General features: G+C 53.8%; 16 protein-coding genes and 3 pseudogenes. 13 read left to right on the forward strand and 6 right to left on the reverse strand.

The window, feature by feature from the left end; all coding sequences use genetic code 11:
- Position 1: 1 nt before the first annotated feature.
- The 8 genes and pseudogenes from N7922_RS01325 to N7922_RS01360 all read left to right on the forward strand — a co-directional run bounded on the left by N7922_RS01325 (position 2) and on the right by N7922_RS01360 (position 6,852).
- Positions 2-550 carry an imm11 family protein gene (locus N7922_RS01325; protein WP_263098916.1) on the forward strand — a complete coding sequence of 183 codons (549 nt, stop codon included), beginning with the start codon at positions 2-4 and terminating at the stop codon, positions 548-550.
- Positions 551-661: 111 nt separating this feature from the next.
- Positions 662-1,207: pseudogene (locus N7922_RS01330) on the forward strand (RHS repeat-associated core domain-containing protein); the annotation flags it as partial.
- A 397-nt stretch (positions 1,208-1,604) separates the two neighbouring features.
- Entirely contained in the window at positions 1,605-2,009 is a 405-nt protein-coding gene (locus N7922_RS01335) for a hypothetical protein (protein ID WP_061492697.1), read from the forward strand.
- Positions 2,010-2,090: 81 nt separating this feature from the next.
- Positions 2,091-3,203 (forward strand): annotated as a pseudogene (locus N7922_RS01340) (RHS repeat-associated core domain-containing protein); the annotation flags it as partial.
- A 362-nt stretch (positions 3,204-3,565) separates the two neighbouring features.
- Positions 3,566-3,883, forward strand: coding sequence for a hypothetical protein (locus N7922_RS01345; protein ID WP_263098917.1), 318 nt, complete (start codon positions 3,566-3,568; stop codon positions 3,881-3,883).
- A 558-nt stretch (positions 3,884-4,441) separates the two neighbouring features.
- Positions 4,442-4,876, forward strand: a complete 435-nt coding sequence (locus N7922_RS01350) for a hypothetical protein (RefSeq protein ID WP_263098918.1) — start codon at positions 4,442-4,444, stop codon at positions 4,874-4,876.
- Positions 4,877-5,097: 221 nt separating this feature from the next.
- Positions 5,098-5,187: pseudogene (locus tag N7922_RS25285) on the forward strand (RHS repeat-associated core domain-containing protein); the annotation flags it as partial.
- A gap of 1,173 nt (positions 5,188-6,360) precedes the next feature.
- Entirely contained in the window at positions 6,361-6,852 is a 492-nt protein-coding gene (locus tag N7922_RS01360) for a hypothetical protein (protein WP_263098919.1), read from the forward strand.
- A 35-nt stretch (positions 6,853-6,887) separates the two neighbouring features.
- On the opposite strand, the gene N7922_RS01365 is transcribed toward N7922_RS01360, so the two are convergent.
- Positions 6,888-8,291 carry a hypothetical protein gene (locus tag N7922_RS01365; RefSeq protein ID WP_263098920.1) on the reverse strand — a complete coding sequence of 468 codons (1,404 nt, stop codon included), beginning with the start codon at positions 8,289-8,291 and terminating at the stop codon, positions 6,888-6,890.
- A gap of 359 nt (positions 8,292-8,650) precedes the next feature.
- Between N7922_RS01365 and N7922_RS01370 the strand changes: the two genes are divergently transcribed.
- Positions 8,651-9,628 carry an AEC family transporter gene (locus tag N7922_RS01370; protein WP_263098921.1) on the forward strand — a complete coding sequence of 326 codons (978 nt, stop codon included), beginning with the start codon at positions 8,651-8,653 and terminating at the stop codon, positions 9,626-9,628.
- A 16-nt stretch (positions 9,629-9,644) separates the two neighbouring features.
- Here N7922_RS01370 and N7922_RS01375 read toward each other — a convergent pair whose 3' ends face one another.
- Positions 9,645-10,439: an SDR family NAD(P)-dependent oxidoreductase gene (locus N7922_RS01375; RefSeq protein ID WP_263098922.1), complete on the reverse strand. Its 795-nt coding sequence runs from the start codon at positions 10,437-10,439 to the stop codon at positions 9,645-9,647.
- 224 nt (positions 10,440-10,663) lie between these two features.
- On the opposite strand from N7922_RS01375, the gene N7922_RS01380 reads away from it, so the two are divergent.
- Genes N7922_RS01380 through N7922_RS01395 form a run of 4 tightly spaced genes read left to right on the forward strand, consistent with a single transcriptional unit; the run spans position 10,664 to position 15,534 of the window.
- On the forward strand, positions 10,664-11,557 hold the full coding sequence (locus N7922_RS01380; RefSeq protein WP_263098923.1) for an ABC transporter substrate-binding protein: 894 nt from the start codon (positions 10,664-10,666) through the stop codon (positions 11,555-11,557).
- The gene (locus N7922_RS01385; protein WP_263098924.1) at positions 11,557-12,483 is read left to right on the forward strand and encodes an amino acid ABC transporter permease; all 927 of its coding nucleotides are present in this window, start codon (positions 11,557-11,559) and stop codon (positions 12,481-12,483) included. The genes N7922_RS01380 and N7922_RS01385 overlap by 1 nt, the downstream gene beginning before the upstream one ends.
- Positions 12,476-13,237 (forward strand): amino acid ABC transporter ATP-binding protein, encoded by a 762-nt coding sequence (locus tag N7922_RS01390; RefSeq protein WP_263098925.1) that lies wholly within the window; start codon positions 12,476-12,478, stop codon positions 13,235-13,237. Before N7922_RS01385 ends, N7922_RS01390 begins: the two co-directional genes overlap by 8 nt.
- Before the next feature lie 2 nt (positions 13,238-13,239).
- On the forward strand, positions 13,240-15,534 hold the full coding sequence (locus tag N7922_RS01395) for a molybdopterin-dependent oxidoreductase (RefSeq protein WP_263098926.1): 2,295 nt from the start codon (positions 13,240-13,242) through the stop codon (positions 15,532-15,534).
- On the opposite strand, the gene N7922_RS01400 is transcribed toward N7922_RS01395, so the two are convergent.
- Genes N7922_RS01400 through purB form a run of 4 tightly spaced genes read right to left on the reverse strand, consistent with a single transcriptional unit; the run spans position 15,511 to position 19,878 of the window.
- Positions 15,511-16,833, reverse strand: a complete 1,323-nt coding sequence (locus N7922_RS01400) for an MmgE/PrpD family protein (RefSeq protein WP_263098927.1) — start codon at positions 16,831-16,833, stop codon at positions 15,511-15,513. The genes N7922_RS01395 and N7922_RS01400 overlap by 24 nt on opposite strands.
- On the reverse strand, positions 16,830-17,975 hold the full coding sequence (locus N7922_RS01405; RefSeq protein WP_263098928.1) for an amidohydrolase: 1,146 nt from the start codon (positions 17,973-17,975) through the stop codon (positions 16,830-16,832). The genes N7922_RS01400 and N7922_RS01405 overlap by 4 nt, the downstream gene beginning before the upstream one ends.
- A gap of 11 nt (positions 17,976-17,986) precedes the next feature.
- Positions 17,987-18,514: a GNAT family N-acetyltransferase gene (locus N7922_RS01410; protein ID WP_263098929.1), complete on the reverse strand. Its 528-nt coding sequence runs from the start codon at positions 18,512-18,514 to the stop codon at positions 17,987-17,989.
- Positions 18,511-19,878 (reverse strand): adenylosuccinate lyase, encoded by a 1,368-nt coding sequence (gene purB / locus N7922_RS01415; protein WP_263098931.1) that lies wholly within the window; start codon positions 19,876-19,878, stop codon positions 18,511-18,513. The genes N7922_RS01410 and purB overlap by 4 nt, the downstream gene beginning before the upstream one ends.
- Positions 19,879-20,042: the final 164 nt, after the last annotated feature.

The following is a 20,042-nucleotide window of genomic DNA, read 5'->3' on the forward strand; positions in this document are numbered from 1 at the left end:
TATGTTCGAGCTCAAAATATCACCGAGTTATCCAAACAAATATTGGTTTGAGTACAAACACTCAAACATTTTGGCCAGTGATTTTCTGAAAGGTGCTGAGTTTAGTAGGGAGGAGCATTTTGATTTTTATTTAAAAAATAAAGTCAGTGAAAATAATCTGTTTTCATATGATTTTTATTTTAGTGATGGACCTTTAGTTATATCACCTCGTCTCGCATCCTTATTATTAGACGTCAATGACTTTCTTAGCGGTATACAATTGCTTGATGCAACTATGCATGTTAATAATGTCGAGCATTCTGGCTACAAAGTGTTAAATGTAATCGATATGATTTCATGCATAGATATGGAACGTTCTGACAGTCAGCCAATATTGAGCTATTTACCAAATGGGCCAAGAAAATTCAATAAAATAGTATTTAAAAATGGTATCTCCGAGAATTTTAGTTTAGCCAGATGCCAAGAACATAGCTCAAGCTTAGTAATATCTCAAACTTTTAGAGATTTTCTTTTAAATAAAAATGCAAAAGGAATTGATTTATTCTTGTGAGGTTATAAGAGAGATTTGGATGTCCATATCTCTCTTCGAGAGGATGGTTGTGTATACCCACTTATAGCTGATAATTATAAAAAGTTATCATTCATCAAAAGCGATCTCTGATTCACCCGGGCAGAGTACCGCTACGACGCACTGGGTCGCCGCACGGAGAAACAGGTGTGGCGACGCCATGCCCGTAAACCGGAACGTACGCAGTACGCATGGTCGGGTTTACAGATGGTGGGCGAGCGCAGCGACAGCGACCCGGATGCGGCGGTGCAGTATGTCTACACGGAAAACAGCTACGAGCCGCTGGCGCGCATCGACAGCCGTCAGCAGCACGCGGAGATGTACTGGTATCACACGGAAATCAACGGCCTGCCGGAGAAAGTAACCGACAGCCGGGGTGAAATCGTGTGGCGCGGCACCTCCACCGCCTGGGGACGCAGTCAGCACGAAAGCGTGCATGCGGAGTGGGACGTGCCGCAGAACCTGCGCTTCCAGGGTCAGTACCTGGACCGCGAAACGGGACTGCACTACAACACCTTCCGCTACTATGACCCCACCGGGGGCTGCTACACCCAGATGGACCCCATCGGGCTGCAGGGCGGGCTGAACACCTATACTTATGTTGTGGATCCGCTGGGATGGGTGGATCCGTTGGGGTTGATGTGCGCTCCTGCTTTCTTTAAAGGTAAATTTGCAAAAGATCATCCATTCTCTGCGTCACAAATGGAAGTGATCAAACCGGGAACAAAGGCATGGAAGCAGGCTATTAAAGAGATGCAAGAGGTTGTAAACGGTTCAGGAGATGGGCGCAAGTTTCAAGTTAGAGTTGAATCTAGTTCAGATGCAAAAAAACTTTTAAAAGAAGCCCAAGGAAATATGAATCGATATAAAGAAAACACCTATAGTCGCTCGTCTGGAAACGAAAAATATACGAAAGGATATGAGCAGCATATGCAGGATGAGGGTAGCATTTTAGATTTGTATCATGTGAAATGGTACAACAATGGTGCAGATGGTCATGTATTCTATGATGTCCCGCATTAACAGAGGTTAGAGTATGAATGAATCGCTTGGATATATGGATTATGATTTTTCGAGTTTGAGAAAATCAGATGTTATAGAGCGGGAGCACGCCCGCGAAATTTTCATGAAGTATTTTGAAATAAAGAAAGAGTATAAATTAAAAGGTCTTTTTGAATTTAATCAGCTAGACAGTGTGTTATCTGATAATCACTATTTAGTGATGAATAATGATCCCAGACGAAAGGGGAAACGTATTTTTTTTACAGGGAATGTTGTAGAGGCTGCAAAAATGGATTTATTGGATTTTCTTAGGGGGCCGATAGAGAAATATGATCTAATAATTCCTTTAATTATTGTTCCTGTAACGGAAAATATCTTGCCAGAGTATATTATTACTACACAGGAAGATCCTCTTTTTGAGTTTATGGTACCTCGCTGAACAATATTGGTTTGGTATTATTTATTGAAAGCAAAAATAACTTTAAAACCACCTGAATATTAAGGATCACTGCAAACCGCTGGCACCGGGCACCTGCTGGAGATGCAGCTTTCGTTCGGCGGTAAAACGCTGCCGGTGACGGGTTATCAGCGCGATAAACTGCACCGGGAGACGCAGCGCACACTGGGGGCGCTGGCGCTGGATACGGAGTATGACGTTGCGGGGCGCATCACGCAGCGCCGCTGCATGGACAATGTGCGTAACCGGCTGGTGTTTGAGCGGCGTTACCAGTGGGACCGCGCCGACCAGATTATCCGCCAGATGTACACCGACGGTGCACCGGCGACCCCGGCGGAGAAATACCGTCAGTCGCTGTGGGGCTACGATGCGGCAGGACGCATGACGCAGAGCCTTCAGCCGGGCGGGGAAGAGCGTTTCTGGTATGACGCGGCGGATAACCGCACGACACCGGATTTACAGCCGGTGTGGGACAACCTGTTAAAACGGCTGGACGGAGTGCGCCGGGAGTATGACGGCTTTGGCCGGATGACGGAGCGCCACGACAGCCATCGCGGCATCACACAGCGTTTCAGCTACGACGATGAGCAGCGCATCAGCGCGGTGGTGATTGAGGGTGACCCGGCGTTCACCCGGGCAGAGTACCGCTACGACGCCCTGGGTCGCCGCACGGAGAAACAGGTGTGGCGACGCCATACCCGTAAACCGGAACGCACGCAGTACGCGTGGTCGGGTTTACAGATGGTGGGCGAGCGCAGCGACAGCGACCCGGATGCGGCGGTGCAGTATGTCTACACGGAAAACAGCTACGAGCCGCTGGCACGCATCGACAGCCGCCAGCAGCACGCGGAGATGTACTGGTACCACACGGAAATCAACGGCCTGCCGGAGAAAGTAACCGACAGCCGCGGTGAAGTCGTGTGGCACGGCACCTCCACCGCCTGGGGACGCAGCCAGCGCGAAAGCGTGCATGCGGAGTGGGACGTGCCGCAGAACCTGCGTTTCCAGGGTCAGTACCTGGACCGCGAGACGGGACTGCACTACAACACCTTCCGCTACTATGACCCCACCGGCGGCTGCTACACCCAGATGGACCCCATCGGGCTGCAGGGTGGGCTGAATACCTATACTTATGTGATTGACCCGTTGGGATGGGTTGATCCGTTGGGGCTTGTCTGTCGCGGCCCATTAGATTGGGGAGGGAAAGATCCTCATGGATTGAGTAGAAAGGACCATGTTAGGAGACATGGAGTGAATGATCCAAACAGAAATGTCCCGCACGGAGTGTTCAATCACGATGCAATTAATCAAACCGCTGATGCATGGATAAGGGGCGGAGAGCAAGGAATAACGCCGCAGATCCAGGGTAATCGATGGGTTTATGATATACCATCTCCTAATGCGGGTTGGCAGGGTGGTAATCCATCACTTCTTGGTCATGGCCAGCCGCTAAATACGATAAGAATAGTAACTGAAGCAAATTCGAACAGAGTAATTACGGCTTTTCCCTTATAAATAATGAGGATGAAATAGAGAATATGAAAGAAGTTTATTTTGTAAATCGCGATCCCAAAGCATTTGAAAGACAAAGCGACGGAGTTGAGTTTTGTATAATTCCAGAGTTTTATAATAATGAAATATATTTCTATTGCCAAGAATACTCTATGTTTTGGAGTACAATAGAAAATGTCGGAGATTTTGACAAGAGTTGTAACTTCTCTTTGAAAGGAAAAATTAGGCCGGCCACTCTTCGTGAAATATCAGATTCAGATTTAATTGATTACATCGATACTATAAAGGAATATGACATTGATAATGGTTATGTGAATAAAATAACATATATCCACCTAAAATAGATTGTTATTAGTTAATGCAACTGATCCTTGGGAGGTTTTTTTCTTATTGCTTATTATAAGCTCCCCGGCCGGTACAACAATGCAGGTGCAGGCCGGTTTAATACTTTAGACACCACGAGTAATCAACTGTTTTACATTTGAAAGTATTCTTATATGCAGCGAAATAAAGCTTTGCCATTACTGGTGAATTGATTTTTCACCATTAAATTCAATGTGTTTTTCATGATTTTTTTTGTGAAAGTGATGATGTTTTAATTGGTTTTATTTTTTTCATTACCTTAAGGTTGGATGAGAATAGCGTACGGCTGAAAAATACTAATATAAAATCGTAAGGTGTTGCATTTAACATCAGGAGATGCAGTACTCATTTTAAAAATATGTGATTTAAGCTGTATGAGTAATTACAATTAATAGCCGGCCTTTTTCAAGATATTTCGATTTCTACCTTGAATATTTTGGACATAACCGCTCGCAGGGGGAAAAACTGCTTGAAACTTACAAAGACCCTTCTACATTTATCAGCTCTGCTGAGAGCTCGCAGTATTTTTAGGAGACAATATGAAAGAGTTATCACAATTTGATGCTGAATTGGAAAGCCGTATTATCGATGTTATCTCGGCTGGAAATGAACATGATGATAATAAGGAATTTAAAGAAGCAATTAAAAAATATGATGAGGCTTACACTATTTTACCGGAGCCAAAATTCGAGTGGGAAATGATAAGTGCATGGCTGGCCGGATGTTACTTTAATGCATATTTCGCATTGGGAGATTTTTCAAAAGCAAAACAATGGGCAGATATTGAGTTAAAATATAGAAGTTCTGATATTGATGTGGGGCCTTTTATGGATATCGGTATGGCTGCATATGAGCTTGGACAACTCGATGAAGCTTATAAAAATTTTGATGTGGCTTATGATTATGGTAAGGAAAGGCCGTTTAAAGAGTACCCTAAAAAGTATTTGAAATTTTATCTTGAAAAAAAGAAATGACACCGAGTTACTATTTTTTATAGCATTCTACCTGGTTTGCTGACGATGAAAATACAGTGCTTGGGTAGGCTAATATTTTCATACTGTGGAGTGTATTCCTAAAGGTCGTAAGATATTTCCCTTATATATATCACTAGTTATTTGTTTTTATCCCACAGAAGAGTGTGAGTTTTTTGGTTTTTATTATCATATCAGTGCATCTTTTCCTTATTAATTTTGACTGGGATATCCCGCAGAACCTACGTTTCCAGGGTCAGTACCTGGACCGTGAAACGGGACTGCACTACAACACCTTCCTCTATTATGACCCGAACTTGTATTTAGGATGCCAAAATAAAAGATGTAATATCGTGAGGTGATTATGTCATTAGATTTCTATATAAATATAGAAGATGAATTTTTTTCATTTTGATATCAGTGAGTCTTTACATTCCATGATTTTTTCTAACGCCACAAGATGGAGTGGTTTTAAACAACTTAGGAAAATAAAGGATTATTATCGTGCCGATTGCATCTTAAATAAAGATGATGCGCTTATATTTATTCATGAGTTGATTGAGGTTTGTGAAATAAATTCATTAAATGGTGTTGATACTGACAAAATAAAAATATTAATAAAGGGTAATAATGTGAAATATTTAAGAGTTAGTAGTGATTAATAAATGTTAAGTTGGAAATAATCTTCACGCTTCTCCCAATCTATTATGAAGTAATACGGCTCCGGTTTATTGCCGCTGTGAGGACTGTCTAATCCGCGTAAGTAGTCAAGGAAGCCGACCCATAATCCACTCTCGGCGCTGAATTTCATGCGCTCCTGGTTTGATAAATGCCCATCAGCGGAACGCGGCTGATAATGTCACGCCTGTTCGGGTATATGAGAAGCTCCCGCCGGTACAGACACCACTGATCACAAGCAATCGCAGTACGTTCGCCAGCATCTATTAGCCGTCGCAAGAGTAAGGAACCGATCTGCGTAGTGCAAACGATCTGGCCGGGGACTGAGGCGATTGCCTTATGTTCGTCAGAGTGATTGGCGGAAACAGGTACGACAACAGCGGGTACATACCGACCTGGCATTTTTCCGCAGACGATGCGGTAAGCGCTTCGCGCATCCCGAACGGGAGCACGATGTCAGGCTCTGTCCTGGATGAGGTACGAACGGGATGCTGGCGAATCCGACCAAAAGAACCCCGATATTCCTGAATCCTCGTTCAGTTTTCGCTACTCGAATGAATTATCCTAAAAATCGCGCAGGACATGGGCACGAAATAATACAAAACCGGTGTGATTATGATCAGAATAAATAGTTAGAATAAAAATAGACACATTTATTAATGATCTGCACGGCCACTACTCTGTGTGTTTTGTTCCCTGTCGATGCTCAAAATGAAGCAATAGTGCGGATGAAATTGCTCAGCTAAAAAAGATCGCCTAATGTCAATACAGGCTCCGTTAGCGGTATTTGCAGGGTAGAGAGGGATCGCATGGTCGACATAAATGCAGATATCATCAGTTTTAAATCAATGGGCAATGTCTGTTTAGGGCAGTCGATCGATTTTTATCTCGATGACATATTCAGCCGCTATGATGTGGATATTAAACAATATTCTCTGCCGTTTCCGTCAGAAGAAAAAAGGCATGGTTATACGCTCGATCACGGCGCGTTGATTATCTCGACTACGCCAGACGATATTATCGTGTCGGTGGGTGGCAACGAAGATTACTGCGGAAAGTACAACGGCACGTTATACCCCGGTATGACGATGGAAGCGCTTATCCGGCATGCCAAAGAGCTGCGCATTGTTAATGGTTCGCTGATTGTTGATGGGGATTACGGGCTGTCGTTTTCTCTGCCCGCGCCGTATGACGAAATCGCCGATGTCATTCAGCAAATCCCGCTCGATCTACCGCTGAATGAAATTTATGTGTGCGACCACTCTGCCTGGGCGCCGAAGCAAAAGAAAAAACGATCGTGAACCTTCCCCGCGCCGGGTGCGCGGGGAACGGCGTGTTATGGCGAGCAGGAACCGTCAATGGTTTGCTGAGCCTGGCTAATCATCTCATACCCCTGATCTTCCAGCTGTTGCCATGTCGGGCGAACTTTACAGGCCTGCGCGACGCGAACCGTAATTTCTCCCAGCAGTTTGGCGCCTTTACCGGAGCTACAAATACCCGCGTCTGACGATTGCGCCTGCGCGCCTATCTTCTCTGCCGCTTCAGTGCCTTTGCGCTCGGCGGTATCACAATCACCGCTCAGGTCGATAGCCATCGCTTCTGACGACAGCGCCGGTCTGGCTCCGCTGCTGCTACCACTGCTGCTGCCCGCAGAAGACGCTGTCGCGGTGGAACCGGAAGAGGGCGACGAATAACTGCTGTTGCTGCTGGCATTCGCGTCCAGCGCTGCCTGGTTCAGCGACGCACCGACAGCCTGCGAAACACTGCCGCCGGAGGCATGCGCTACGATGGCGCTGCTGGCGACGCTGGTAAACGCGTTGACCAGCATATCGGCCTGCGATGGCTGCTGCGCTTCTTGCTGGGCTGCCTGAGCGCGCTCCGCTTCCGCCTGCGCCTGCTGCGCAGCGTATTGCTGGTTGCTTACCTCCGTTTTATGGCGCGTGCCCGCCAGTGCGGCGGTGGCGTCAGACATATCGCCAAAGCCTTTCTTCTTCAGAATGGCCGCCACTTCGCTGAGTTTATTGCTGTCGGCGACAACGCGGTGGCCCTCATCAACACTGCCCCATGCGCCGTTCAGCGTGGACCACTGCGTTCCCAGGCGGCTGGCCAGTTTGTTATTTTTCAGGTCCCGCGCCAGGTTCATCGCTGCGGTATACATATCACTGCTTGCCAGCGGCGTCAGGTTGAGCGCGGTGACGAATTTATCCAGCAACGTTTTGGAGACATCGCCAATTTCGCTGTGGGTTTTGTAAGAGGATGCATACAGGTAATTCGCATGCGCAGTGCCTAATTCACGGGCATAACGCGTCACCAGCGACTCATAACTGGTCAGGGTGCTGATGGCCTGCGTTTTATTACTACTGGCCTGTTGTTTTGCCAGCCCGCTATAGTACTGATATTGCATAAGAAGATGATAGAAATAATCTTTAGTATCACTGGTGGCGAATTGCTGCTCGGTGAATTTAATTAAATTCACATAGTCTTTATCGTCATATAATTTTTTAAATAATCCGGTGTCGTAATCCATAACAGCATTGGTGACTTTATATTCCGTCCGGCTGGAATAGCAAAGTTGCAACATTAACTGACGATTATTCAGATAGGCATCGTAGTTTTTATTATTAATGGCATTTTGCCCGGCGGTGAAGGCATTATTACAGGCTGTGTTGTCATAGGAAGCGCAGCCTGATAAAAGCAGTGCGCAGCCAGCAACCACAACGGATGCTTTCAGTGCTATCATGGAGTTAACCTCGAACTATAATTATTTGTTTTTACTATTTGGCTAATAATTGCCGTGATAATAAATGCGTGAATTCAGGTTGCAGGTGAGCCTTCTTGAAAAAATAGATAGCAGAATTATACGAATAAAATTACATATTTGTTATATATTAGAAATATCTTGTTACTAATATTGTTGCTCAATGTTATATTTACCCAGTGAAACTATATAGTTAGCGAAACGAATAACTTTTCAATAAAAGAAAAACGCAAAAATGCGCGGATCTTCCGCCATCAGGGACTGACGGCGCGGTTGCGTCCCCATATACTGTGAAAAACAAGACGTTATCAGTTATTTCATTAATACAGACAGGGTAAGGGATGGATACGGCGGAATTTTTCGGGCAACTCGCGCAGCAACTGCTCCTCTCTGCGCCGCTCTTTTTACTGATCGCGCTGGGATATGGCTTAGGCCGCTTTGCCGGTTGGCCGGAGTCGGTCAACGAGGGGTTAAATCGCTTCTGCTTTAACGTGGCGATTCCTTGCATGCTGTTCAAAGTCATGAGTAAGTTTTATCAAAGTCCGCCGGTGGATATGCGGCTGCTGATCGCCTATTTCGGCAGTTGCCTGGTCATCTATGTTATTGGCCGCGTGGTGGCGAAAAACCTGTTCCATCTGGATGCGATTTCCGGCTCGGTGTTTGGCCTGGGCGGCATATTTTCCAACAACGTGATGCTCGGTATTCCGGTGGCGATCATTCTGCTTGGTCAGGCGAGCCTGGCGTCGGTGGCGTTGGTACTGGTGTTTAACAGCCTGATTTTGTGGACGCTGGTGACGGTGTCCGTCGAGTGGGCGCAGAACGGCAGTTTCTCGGCGCGCGGGATCGGCAAGACGCTGGTAAGCGTGCTGCGCAACCCGATCATTATTGGCATCTTCACCGGGTTTTTCTGGAGTTTTGCGCTTCACCGCCCGTTGCCGCAGTTTCTGGACAGACCGGTCAGCATGGTGGCGCAGGTTGCCGCGCCGTTAACGCTGATCACCCTTGGCATGAGCCTCTCGCGCTATCAGATTCGCAAAGGCCTGCGTGAGAGCAGCGCCATTTGTCTGCTCAAACTGCTGTTGATGCCGGGGCTTATCTGGGCGGCGGCATACCTGTTGCATCTGCCGCGGGCGGAAAGTCAGGTGGTGGTGTTGCTGGGGTCGATGGCGGTGGGGGTGAACGTCTATCTGATGGCGCAAAAATTCCAGGTGCTGCAAGGCGCGACCGCGACCAGCATGCTGCTGTCCACTCTCCTTTCTACGGTAACGACGCCGCTGTTTATGATCCTGATGGGGCATTTTTATCCCGACTGGCCCTGAGGCCAGCCGGAACCGGTCAGACAATATCGTCCACCACGCCGCCGTCCACGCGCAGCGCCGCGCCGGAGGTGGCGGAAGCCTGTTGCGAGCAGACATACACCACCATATTCGCCACTTCTTCAACCGTGGCGGCGCGCTGGATAACTGAACTCGGGCGATGGGCCATCACAAACTCTTTCGCCAGTGTCTCCAGCGGCTTGCCGGTTTTTTCGATTTCCTCTTTCATCATTTCCGCAAAGCCGTCGGACATGGTCGGCCCCGGCAAGACGCTGTTGACGGTCACTCCGCTACCGGCGACAAATTTTGCCAGCCCGCGTGCCAGCGACAGTTGCGCCGTCTTGGTCACGCCGTAGTGGATCATGTCCGCCGGGATATTCAGCGCCGATTCGGACGAGATAAATACCACCCGTCCCCACTGTTTTTTCACCATCGCCGGGAGTAACGCGCGGGAGAGGCGCACGCCAGACATCACATTGGTCTGCCAGTAGTTTTCCCAGGTCTCATCATCGGTGGCGTAAAAATCCTGCGGGCCGTAAATCCCGGCGTTATTCACCAGAATGTCTACGTCACCCGCCGCGTTGAGCAACGCCTCCACGCCCTGCGCAGAGCCCAGATCGGCGATAGCGGTGCGCAATGTTGCGCCCGGAACCTGCGTTGCCAGCGCGGCCTGCGCTTTACGGGTTGAACCTTCGCTGCGCCCGTTAAGGATCACCGCCGCGCCGCTTTCCGCCAGCCCTTTGGCAATCGCAAAACCAATACCGCCCGTCGACGCCGTCACCAGCGCCACTTTTCCGCTGAGATCAATCTTCATCGTCTGCTCCTGATGTGAGGGATTTAACCAATGGATCAAGGCTAGCACCTGAGCGAGAGCGCGCATTGCCAATTGTTGCCTGATTACGCGTGCGTACTGGCTTATGCAATTTGCAGCATTGCTTTTCTGGTTTTATTGCTTCCCTCGTTTTCCGTGCTCTAACAGAATGTAATTCACACAATATATTTGGCAGTTATTTTCTTTTTCAGGGGACAGACCACAATATGAATAAATACGGCGTATTCTCCATTCTCCTCGCAATAAGTGGCGTGCAACAGGTTAATGCCGCTGAACAGAGCGTTCCGGCGCAAACCACGTTTACTATTGCGGCAGATGCGTCGCTAAAAGCGAAATTACCGCAGGAGGTTATCCAGCGCGGTTATATTATTGCAGGCACCAACCCAAATACGCCGCCAACAACGTTTTATCAGGAAGATAATAAAACGCTGGCCGGGCGCGAAATCGATATTATGACCGCGGTTGCCGAACGCCTCGGCGTAAAAGTGCAGTGGCACGATACCGGCGGTTTCGACAATATTATTCCGGGGCTGAAATCCGGCCGCTACGATGTGGCGCTTGCCAACATTAATGCCACCCAAAAGCGCCTGGAACAGGTGGATTTCGTCAGCTATTACGATGCGTCCCGCCTTGGCATTATCTCCCGTCAGGATGCAAACATTCCCGCCTTTACCGAACTGACGCAGGTGTGCGGCAAAGAGATTGGCGCAGGTGCGGGCACCACGCAAATCAACCGTCTGAACGAAGGCAGCAAAGCGTGTGAAGCACAGGGTAAAGCGCCGATTAAAGTCGCCGTCTTTCCGGACCGTCCGGCAGGTGTACAGGCGGTGGTCAGCGGGCGCGTACCGATGTTCTTTGGCCCCTACGAAGGTCTGACCTGGCAGGTCAGTAAAGTGAAACCGCTGACCATGAGCGGGCAAATCAGCGTTAACGACGCACCGGTATCTATCGCTTTCCCGAAAGGCTCCGGGCTGGAAGAGGCCGTACAGGCTGCCCTCAACTCCCTGATCAAAGATGGCTCTTACCAGAAGATCCTCGACCACTGGTCGATTGGTTTCGGCGCGGTAAAAGAGTCCAAACGTAACGAAGAGATTTTCTGATGGCGCACACCACACCTTCACCCTCGCAGGACGCGTTGCGCATTGTCGGTAAACGCTACTACGGGCGCTGGTTCAGCGCCCTGTTCGTTTTACTGCTGCTGGCAGGCTTGCTGCACTCCATTTTCAACAACCCGCGTTTTGAGTGGGGCGTGGTGGCGCAAAGCTTCACCGAAGACTCCATCATCAGCGGCGTGGTGATGACCCTGCAACTGACCGCCATTTCCGTCGTGCTGGGCTTTGCTGGCGGCACCGTGCTGGCGTTGATGCGCCTGTCATCGAACCCGGTGCTGGTGGCAGTAAGTTGGGGGTATACGTGGTTTTTCCGCGGCGTGCCGATGCTGGTGCAGCTTTTCCTCTGGTACAACGTGGCGGCGCTTTATCCAACCATCGCCATTAGCCTGCCGGGGCTGGGGGAGCTTTACAGTTCTCCGGCGAACGCGTTGATAAGCCCCTTTAGCGCAGCGGTGATCGCGCTGGTGATGCACCAGTCCGCCTATGCGGCGGAGATCATCCGTGCGGGCATCCAGAGCGTGGGGAATGGGCAACTGGAAGCAGCGCGGGCGCTCGGCTATTCGCGCGGGCAGATTTTCCGCCATACCGTTTTGCCGCAGGCGATGCGCGCCATCCTGCCGCCCGCCGGTAACGAGGTGATTGGTCAACTGAAGACCACGGCGGTGGTGTCGGTTATCTCATTACAGGATGTGCTCTACTCGGCGCAAATTATCTATCAACGTACCTATGAAGTGATCCCCCTGCTGCTGGTCGCCACGCTGTGGTACCTGCTGCTGACGTCGGTACTGTCGGTCGGGCAGTTCTACGTCGAACGCTACTTCTCCCGGGGCGTAAAGCGCGTTGAAGCCAAAGTCTGGTTTGCCCGCAGGCTGCCGGTGTATCTGTTTAACGCCAGGAGAGTGAGTAATGGCTGAGGCAATTGAATTACGCAATATCACCAAGCGTTTCTCCGGTCAGACGGTGGTCGATAGCGTCGATCTGGATTTAGATGCCGGGTCGGTAACGGTGATCCTTGGTCCATCGGGTTCGGGGAAATCGACGCTGCTGCGCTGCATTAACCACCTGGAAAAACTGGATGCAGGGACAATCCGCATCGGCGGCGAACTGGTGGGGTATGAGCAAAAAGGTCAGGCGCTGTTTGAAGTGAGCGACAGCAAAATCGCCCGCCAGCGCAGCCGTATCGGCATGGTGTTCCAGCAATTTAATCTCTTCCCGCACCGCACCGTGCTGCAAAACATTATCGATGCGCCTATCCGGGTGAAAAAGCAGCCCAGGGCGCAGGCGGTGGCGAAGGCGCGCCAGCTTCTGCAACAGGTTGGGCTCTCCGGGCGGGAAAATGACTGGCCGCAGCAGCTCTCCGGCGGTCAGCAGCAGCGCGTGGCGATTGCCCGCGCGCTGGCGATGGATCCTGAAGTCATGCTGTTTGATGAGCCGACCTCGGCGCTTGACCCGGAGCTGGTGGGGGAAGTGTTGCAGGTGATCAAAGCGCTGGCGCACTCCGGCATCACCATGGTGATCGTCACCCATGAAATCGGCTTTGCCCGCGAAGTGGCGGATAACATCGTGTTTATGGAAGCGGGAAAAGTGATCGCCTCCGGTCCGGCGCGCCAGGTGCTGGAAAATAACGCCAATGCCCGCGTCAGCCACTTTCTCTCCACGGTGCTTTAACTATGCCGCCCGTGACGCACAGCTCCCACTGGGGAGCGTTTACTGCCGCCCCGGCGGGGGATGAACTGCACATTACGCCCTTTTCTGGCGATCCCGATCCCAGCCCGTTGCTGGACAATTTTACCGATGTGCTGCGCCACCCGGCACGCGTGACCAGGCCGATGGTGCGCAAAGGCTGGCTGGAGCAGGGGCCAGGCCCGGACGCGCGGCGCGGGGCCGATGAGTACATTGCCATTAGCTGGGCGCAGGCGTTGGATCTGGCGGCGAGGGAGTTGCAGCGGGTGTCGGAGAGCTTCGGCCCGCAGGCGGTGTTTGGCGGTTCGTATGGCTGGTCCAGCGCCGGGCGCTTCCACCATGCGCAGAGCCAGGTGCACCGGTTTCTGAACACCACCATCGGCGGTTATGTCCGCTCGGTATGGTCATACAGTTCTGCGGCGGCCAGCGTGATCCTGCCGCATATTGTCGCCTCGCAGGATGAGATTTCCCGGCGCGGTGTCAGCTGGCGTGAGATTGCCGAACACAGTGATATTGTCCTCTCCTTCGGTGGGCTGGCGCTGAAAAACTCGCAGGTCGCCAGCGGCGGCATGAGCGAGCACACCGAGCGTGGGTATATGCGCCAGGCTGCCGAACGCGGCGCGCAATTTATCTCCATCAGCCCATTGCGCCATGACTTGCCGGATGAAGCTGCCGGGGAGTGGATACCGGTGCGCCCGGGTACCGATGCGGCATTAATGCTGGCGCTCTTGCACACCTTATGGCGACACGGGCTGAGCGATGAAGATTTTCTGGCGCGTTACTGCACCGGCTGGCCAACGCTGGTTGCTTCCCTGAACGGTACGCAGGATGGCACGGTGCGGGATGCCGCCTGGGCGGAAGCCATTTGCGGCGTGCCTGCCGCACACATTGTTGCGCTGGCGCAGCGCCTGCACGGTAAGCGCGTGGTGGTCACGGTCGCCCATTCGTTACAACGTGCGCAGCACGGCGAGCAGCCGGTATGGCTGGGCATGGTGCTGGCCGCGGCGTTGGGGCAACCCGGTCTGCCCGGCGGTGGCTATGCCTATGCGCTGGGGGCGCTGGGCCACTACGGGAAAGCGTTTAACCGCGTCTCTTTCCCCTCGCTGCCGCAGGGCAACAATGGCGTTGATGATTTTATTCCGGTCGCGCGTATCGCCGATATGCTGCTCAACCCTGGCGCGCCCTTTGATTTTAACGGCCAGCGCCGCCGCTATCCGCACATTAAGTTGGCGTGGTGGGCGGGCGGTAACCCCTTCCATCATCACCAGGATCTGGCGCGGTTGCGCCACGCGTTTTGTCAGTTGGATACGCTGATTGTCCACGAACACAGCCTGACGGCGACCGCGCGTCATGCGGATCTGATCTTACCCGCCACCATGACGCTGGAGCGCGAAGACGTGGGTGGCGCGCCAACCGACAGACATGTGTTCGCCATGCATCCGGTGGCTGCGCCGTGGGGCGAATCGCGGGATGATTTTGCTATTTTCCGGGATATTGCCGCTCGGTTGGGGCGTGAAGAGGCGTTTACCGAGGGGCGTACGGTGCGTGAGTGGTTACAACATCTGTACGGGCAGATGCAGAAAAAACTGGCGCAGGAAGGGGTGAATACGCCCGATTTCGACCGCTTCTGGCAGCAGGGCGTGTTGACGTTGCCGCAGGTGGACGATGGCGGGCGCATGATGCGCCGTTTTCGTGATGATCCCGATGCGCACCCCTTACCGACGCCGGATGGCAAAATCCAGATCTATTCGGCGACCATCGCCAGTTTCAACTATGCCGACTGCCCCGGTCACCCGGTGTGGCTGACGCCGGACGAACAACCCGACGCCCAGCATCCGCTGTGGCTGATTGCCAATCAACCCGCCACCCGCCTGCACAGCCAGCTCGACTACGGGCGACACAGTGCACGGCATAAACAGCAGGGTAAAGAGGTGTGCATGATGCACCCGACCGATGCCGCTGCACGCGGTATTACCGAAGGGGCGATGATTATGTTGCATAACCTGCGCGGTGCCGTGCTGGCGGCGGTGACGCTGTCGGAGAACATCATGCCCGGCGTGGTGCAACTGCCGACCGGTGCCTGGTACGATCCGGTGGATCCGCTGGCTGCACGCCCACTGTGTCGTCATGGTAACCCCAACGTTCTGACGCGCGACATCGGTACCTCTTCGCTGGGGCAAGGGTGCAGCGGGCAGATCACTGTCGTTCAGGTGTCTCTGTTTACCGGCGATGTCGGCGAGGTGCAGGCTTTTGTGCCCCTAAACCAGCAGGAGCGCCTGTAGGGTACGCAGCGCCTGGGCGCTCTCCAGACGGGTCAGCGTAAGCCAGCCGTTGCGGGTGGCATCATCCGCTTGTGGCAGGCAGCGGCGCAGTTTCTCTGCTAAATCCACGCCTTTTGCCAACAGCATCTGGCGTGTGGCTTCGGTTTCCAGTATCACCCCGGCGCGGGTGGTTACGCGAAGGCGATGAAAACGCGCAGCCGGGTTGAGCGCGTCCGGCGGCGCGTTGTGATCCGGCGTACGCACGACACGCGCCGCCAGCGCGGCGGTAGCCGGTTTGACGTCGCCGGGGGCGAAACTGCTCAACGGCAAATCATTGTCCAGTAAGCATTCGGCGATCACATATTCAAGGCTGAAACGGGCTTCAACGCCATTGGTCGGGGTATGAATAAATGCCGCCACATCGCCGCCGGGCGGAAACGCCACCTCAATCCGCTCCACATCGCGGTGTAACTGCGCAATGGAAAACCCTGCCGCCAGCCATTTCTCACGCAGCGTCAGTGCCGCCAGCGCAGCGCCGTGGGTGCCGCTACAGGTCGGCCAGGGTTTACACTCCAGTCCCGGTGTAACAATGCGCCACGGTGCGCCCCAGCATTCAGTGAGCAACGCCGGGCGGGCAGTTGTGGGGCTGTAAGCGGCGAGAAAACTCTCCAGCGCGCCGGTTGTTTGCGCGCTGACGCCATGCTGCATCAGTTGTACGGCGGTGACCGCCGCCCGTGCCGCCAGCCCGGCATGCAGCGGTTTGATATCCGAACCAAACTGCACGCGTAACCCGGCAGCCTGAGTGGCGGCAATGGCGAGGATATTCGCGGTTTGCGCAGGATCCGCTTTCACCAGACGGGCGCAGGCCGCTGCTGCTGCCAGCACGCCGAGGGTGCTGGTGTTGTGAAAGCCCTGTACATAATGACCGCTGCCGACCGCCAGACCCAGGCGGCCTGCCATTTCCACACCCAGCGCAAAGGCATCGAGAAACTGCGTCGGTTCAATGATGGCGCTCTCTGCCGACAGCGCCAGCAACGCCGGGAGGATGACCGTCCCGACATGCCCGCGAAAGTCCGGGTGAAAATCATCGAAATCCAGCGCATGTCCGCTGTAGCCAAGACGCAGCGCGCGGGACTGCGCGTCCTGCCCCGGCCAGATCTGGCGCAATGACGCTAAGGTGGCGTCAGGTAACGCGCCGTTAACCACCGGCAAGGCGACGGCGAAAAAGTCGAGCACACCGCGCCGCGCCTGTTCACGGGCGGCATCATCCGGCTGCGTGTCGACAATCAGCCGGGCGACAGCCTGGGTGATATCGCTCATGCTGCCGCCTTTTTCAGCGCTTCTACCGCCAGCGTCGCCAGCCACTGTGCGGTGGGGAACAGCGCGGCGTCATCCACGCGGAACTGGGGATGATGCAGGGCATACGGGCCGCCGGAGCCAATCATGATAAACGCGCCGGGCAGACGTTGCTGGTAAAACGCGAAGTCTTCGCCAATCGGATTCGCGGCGATACGGCGGGCGTCAAAACCTGCCTCCTGACCAGTTTCCAGCGCCAGCGCGACCCACTCTTCGCTGTTCACCACCGACGGCGGGCCGGGCTGCCAGTCAAGCGTGATGTGCGCGTTAAACGCGGCGGCCAGCCCTGTCAGCACATCACGCATGCGTTGCTCAATTTGTTCACGTACCGTCTGGCTAAAGGTACGCACGGTGCCTTCCAGCCAGGCGCTATCCGGGATCACGTTCCACGTGCTGCCGCTGTGCACCTGAGTCAGGGAGAGCACGGCGTTTTCATCGGACGGAACGTTACGGCTGATCAGGGTTTGCAGGGCAGAGATCAGTTGCCCGGCGATCACCACCGGATCGTTGCCTTCATGCGGGCGCGCAGCATGGCTGCCGGTGCCGGTGATATCAATGCGGAAGCGGTCAACGCCCGCAGTCAGCGCGCCGGCTTTACTGCCCATAACGCCCACCGGTAGCGCCGGATCATTATGGATGCCAAAAATCGCCGTTGCCCCCTCCAGCGCGCCCGCGGCAATCACCGCTGGTGCGCCTTGTCCGGTCTCTTCCGCGGGTTGAAACAGAATGCGCACCCGTCCGGGCAGGCTGCTCTCCTGCTGTTTGAGCAAAATCGCTGCGCCCAGCGCTGAGGCGCTGTGGAAATCATGGCCGCAGGCGTGCATCACGCCGGGGTGCTCTGAGCTGAACGGCACGCCGGATTTTTCATCAATCGGCAGTGCGTCGATATCCGCGCGCAGGACGATCAACGGGCCCGGTTGTTGCCCGCCCAGTTCAACGACCAGCCCGGTCGGCAAGTCTAACGGCAGAATGCGGATCTGGTAGGTTTCCAACGCGGCACGAAGACGGGCGGTGGTGGCGAACTCCTGGTTAGAGAGTTCAGGGAAACGATGCAGTTCATGGCGAAAGTCGGTCAGCCAGGCCGGTAATTCAGCGATGTCGGTCATAGCGTTACTCATCAGGGTGAACGACGCGCCAGCCACGCGGTGTGGTCAGCGTCATCAAGGATTTTTTTCATAAACAGGGTGATATGGCCTTTGCCCAGATCCGCCTCATGCGAAGGCACAAAGCCATACTGCTGGTAAAAGGGGATCAGCCACGGGTGACTGATGGCGGTGCCAAGCGACACCGCAGGCGCGCGCAATACACCGCGCAGAATATGGGTCTCCACCCAGTCGTAGATTTGCCGCCCGCGCTGCTCCCCGCGATGGCGCGGATGCGCGCCAAACCAACCGATATGCGGCAGGCCAAACGGCCCCGGCAGCGGCCCCCACGGGTAGCGCAGCGTAATGGAGGCGGCTAACGCATCATCGACAAACAGCCCCCAGACACCGTGCTGTTGCAGATGTTGCGTCACCTGCGCGGCGGTGGTGGTGGCGGCATCAAAATGAATGCCCATCTCACGTACCTGCGCGTAGGCTTCCAGCATCAGCGTCAGATAGATGTCGCAGTCGGCGGCGGTCAACTGGCGATAGTGCTCGCTCATACCCTCTCCAGCAACTGCGAGTCATCTGCGGCGCGCAAGACATCACCGACTTTTTCTACCGCGCTGCCTAAATAGCGCGCCGGATCCAGCCAGCTATCGAGATCGGCGCCGCTGATTGCACCGGCGATTTCCGGTTGTTCCGCCAGCACGCTTTTAAAATCGCGTCCGCTTTCAAATGCCGTCATCGCACAGGTGTACACCAGGTGGTGCGCCGTCTGTTTCCCGAGGGTTTTCCCGGCTTCAAACATCACCCGCTCCGACAGCAGCAGCCCAGCCTGGATATCCAGATTGGCGCGCATTTTTTCGCGATTAACCGTCAGGCCGTTAAGGATCCCCTGCGCGTTTTGCAGTTGCGCAGAGAGATAGAGACAGATTTCCGGTAGCGCCAGCCACTCTGCGCGCCAGCTCATGGCATCGCGCTCGTGTTCCACATGCATTGACTCAAAAATCAGACCGGCGCTGTGGCGCACGGGCGCTGTCAGGCTTGCCAGCCCTTCAATCGCGGCAGGGTTGCGCTTGTGCGGCATGGTGGTGGAACCGATTTTCCCGGCGCTGAAGGGCTCTTCCACTTCGCCGATTTCGGTCCGCATCAGGTTGTAGAGTTCGTTGCCGATTTTGCCGAGCGAACCGCTGATCAGCACCGCCAGCGAGGCGAATTCGCTTAAACGATCGCGGGCGGATTGCCAGCCAATCGTCGGGCAGGCGAGCCCGAGCAGCGCCAGTGCGCGACGCTCCACCTCCGGCCCCTGATCGCCCAGCGCCGCATTGGTGCCGATAGCGCCGTTGATGTTGCCCGTCAGCACGCGCGGGCTGATTTCGTTGATGCGCGTTAGATGGCGCAAAAACTCATCCAGCCAGACGGCGACCTTAAACCCAAAGGTCGTGGGCAACGCCTGCATGCCGTGAGTACGACCGACCATTAGTGTGTGCTGGTGGCGTTCGGCAAGCTGGCGCAGGGCGCGGGCGACGCCAACGGTATCGCGGCGGATAATGCCTAGTGCATCGCGCAGTTGCAAAATGGTGGCCGTATCGACGATATCCTGCGTGGTGGCGCCGTAGTGCAGGTACTCCCCCGCCGGGCCGCACTGCTGTTGCAGCGCTGTCAGCGTGGGCATAAAAGAGTGCTTCATTTGTGCGGCGAGTTGGGCGATATCGCTCAGTTGCAGCGCCTGCGGTTGCGCGCGGTCGGCAATCTCCTGTGCGGCCTTCGGCGGAATGACGCCCAGTTCACCCTGCGCACGCGCCAGCGCCACTTCCACGGCGGCCTGCTGGCGCAGGCGGTTTTCTTCCGACCAGATGGCGCGCATTTCCGGTGTGGCGAAGTTATTGCCGATAATCAGAAAGTCGATGGGATGCGATGACATGTTATGTGCCTGTCGTAAATTAAAAAAAGATGCCGGTTAACTTTATTTTCTGCTCAGCATCTTCATTCATGAATATAGCGGCGGGCAAGGCATTTGTCGCCTTATCTAATATTCTTCTATCGATATGAAAATACAGAAAATGGGAAAGATTGTTTTTTGTTTTT

This window comes from Kosakonia sp. ML.JS2a (assembly GCF_025642095.1).
Lineage (GTDB): Bacteria > Pseudomonadota > Gammaproteobacteria > Enterobacterales > Enterobacteriaceae.

What these genes read in the sequence shown, in the direction of transcription:
- N7922_RS01325 (WP_263098916.1), top strand. Translation starts at nt 2, where the DNA reads ATGTTCGAGCTCAAAATATCACCGAGTTATCCAAACAAATATTGGTTT.
- N7922_RS01380 (WP_263098923.1), top strand. Translation starts at nt 10,664, where the DNA reads ATGAATAAATACGGCGTATTCTCCATTCTCCTCGCAATAAGTGGCGTG.
- N7922_RS01405 (WP_263098928.1), bottom strand. Translation starts at nt 17,975, where the DNA reads ATGACCGACATCGCTGAATTACCGGCCTGGCTGACCGACTTTCGCCAT.
- N7922_RS01360 (WP_263098919.1), top strand. Translation starts at nt 6,361, where the DNA reads ATGGTCGACATAAATGCAGATATCATCAGTTTTAAATCAATGGGCAAT.
- N7922_RS01345 (WP_263098917.1), top strand. Translation starts at nt 3,566, where the DNA reads ATGAAAGAAGTTTATTTTGTAAATCGCGATCCCAAAGCATTTGAAAGA.
- N7922_RS01410 (WP_263098929.1), bottom strand. Translation starts at nt 18,514, where the DNA reads ATGAGCGAGCACTATCGCCAGTTGACCGCCGCCGACTGCGACATCTAT.
- purB (WP_263098931.1), bottom strand. Translation starts at nt 19,878, where the DNA reads ATGTCATCGCATCCCATCGACTTTCTGATTATCGGCAATAACTTCGCC.
- N7922_RS01400 (WP_263098927.1), bottom strand. Translation starts at nt 16,833, where the DNA reads ATGAGCGATATCACCCAGGCTGTCGCCCGGCTGATTGTCGACACGCAG.
- N7922_RS01365 (WP_263098920.1), bottom strand. Translation starts at nt 8,291, where the DNA reads ATGATAGCACTGAAAGCATCCGTTGTGGTTGCTGGCTGCGCACTGCTT.
- N7922_RS01375 (WP_263098922.1), bottom strand. Translation starts at nt 10,439, where the DNA reads ATGAAGATTGATCTCAGCGGAAAAGTGGCGCTGGTGACGGCGTCGACG.
- N7922_RS01385 (WP_263098924.1), top strand. Translation starts at nt 11,557, where the DNA reads ATGGCGCACACCACACCTTCACCCTCGCAGGACGCGTTGCGCATTGTC.
- N7922_RS01395 (WP_263098926.1), top strand. Translation starts at nt 13,240, where the DNA reads ATGCCGCCCGTGACGCACAGCTCCCACTGGGGAGCGTTTACTGCCGCC.
- N7922_RS01370 (WP_263098921.1), top strand. Translation starts at nt 8,651, where the DNA reads ATGGATACGGCGGAATTTTTCGGGCAACTCGCGCAGCAACTGCTCCTC.
- N7922_RS01390 (WP_263098925.1), top strand. Translation starts at nt 12,476, where the DNA reads ATGGCTGAGGCAATTGAATTACGCAATATCACCAAGCGTTTCTCCGGT.
- N7922_RS01350 (WP_263098918.1), top strand. Translation starts at nt 4,442, where the DNA reads ATGAAAGAGTTATCACAATTTGATGCTGAATTGGAAAGCCGTATTATC.
- N7922_RS01335 (WP_061492697.1), top strand. Translation starts at nt 1,605, where the DNA reads ATGAATGAATCGCTTGGATATATGGATTATGATTTTTCGAGTTTGAGA.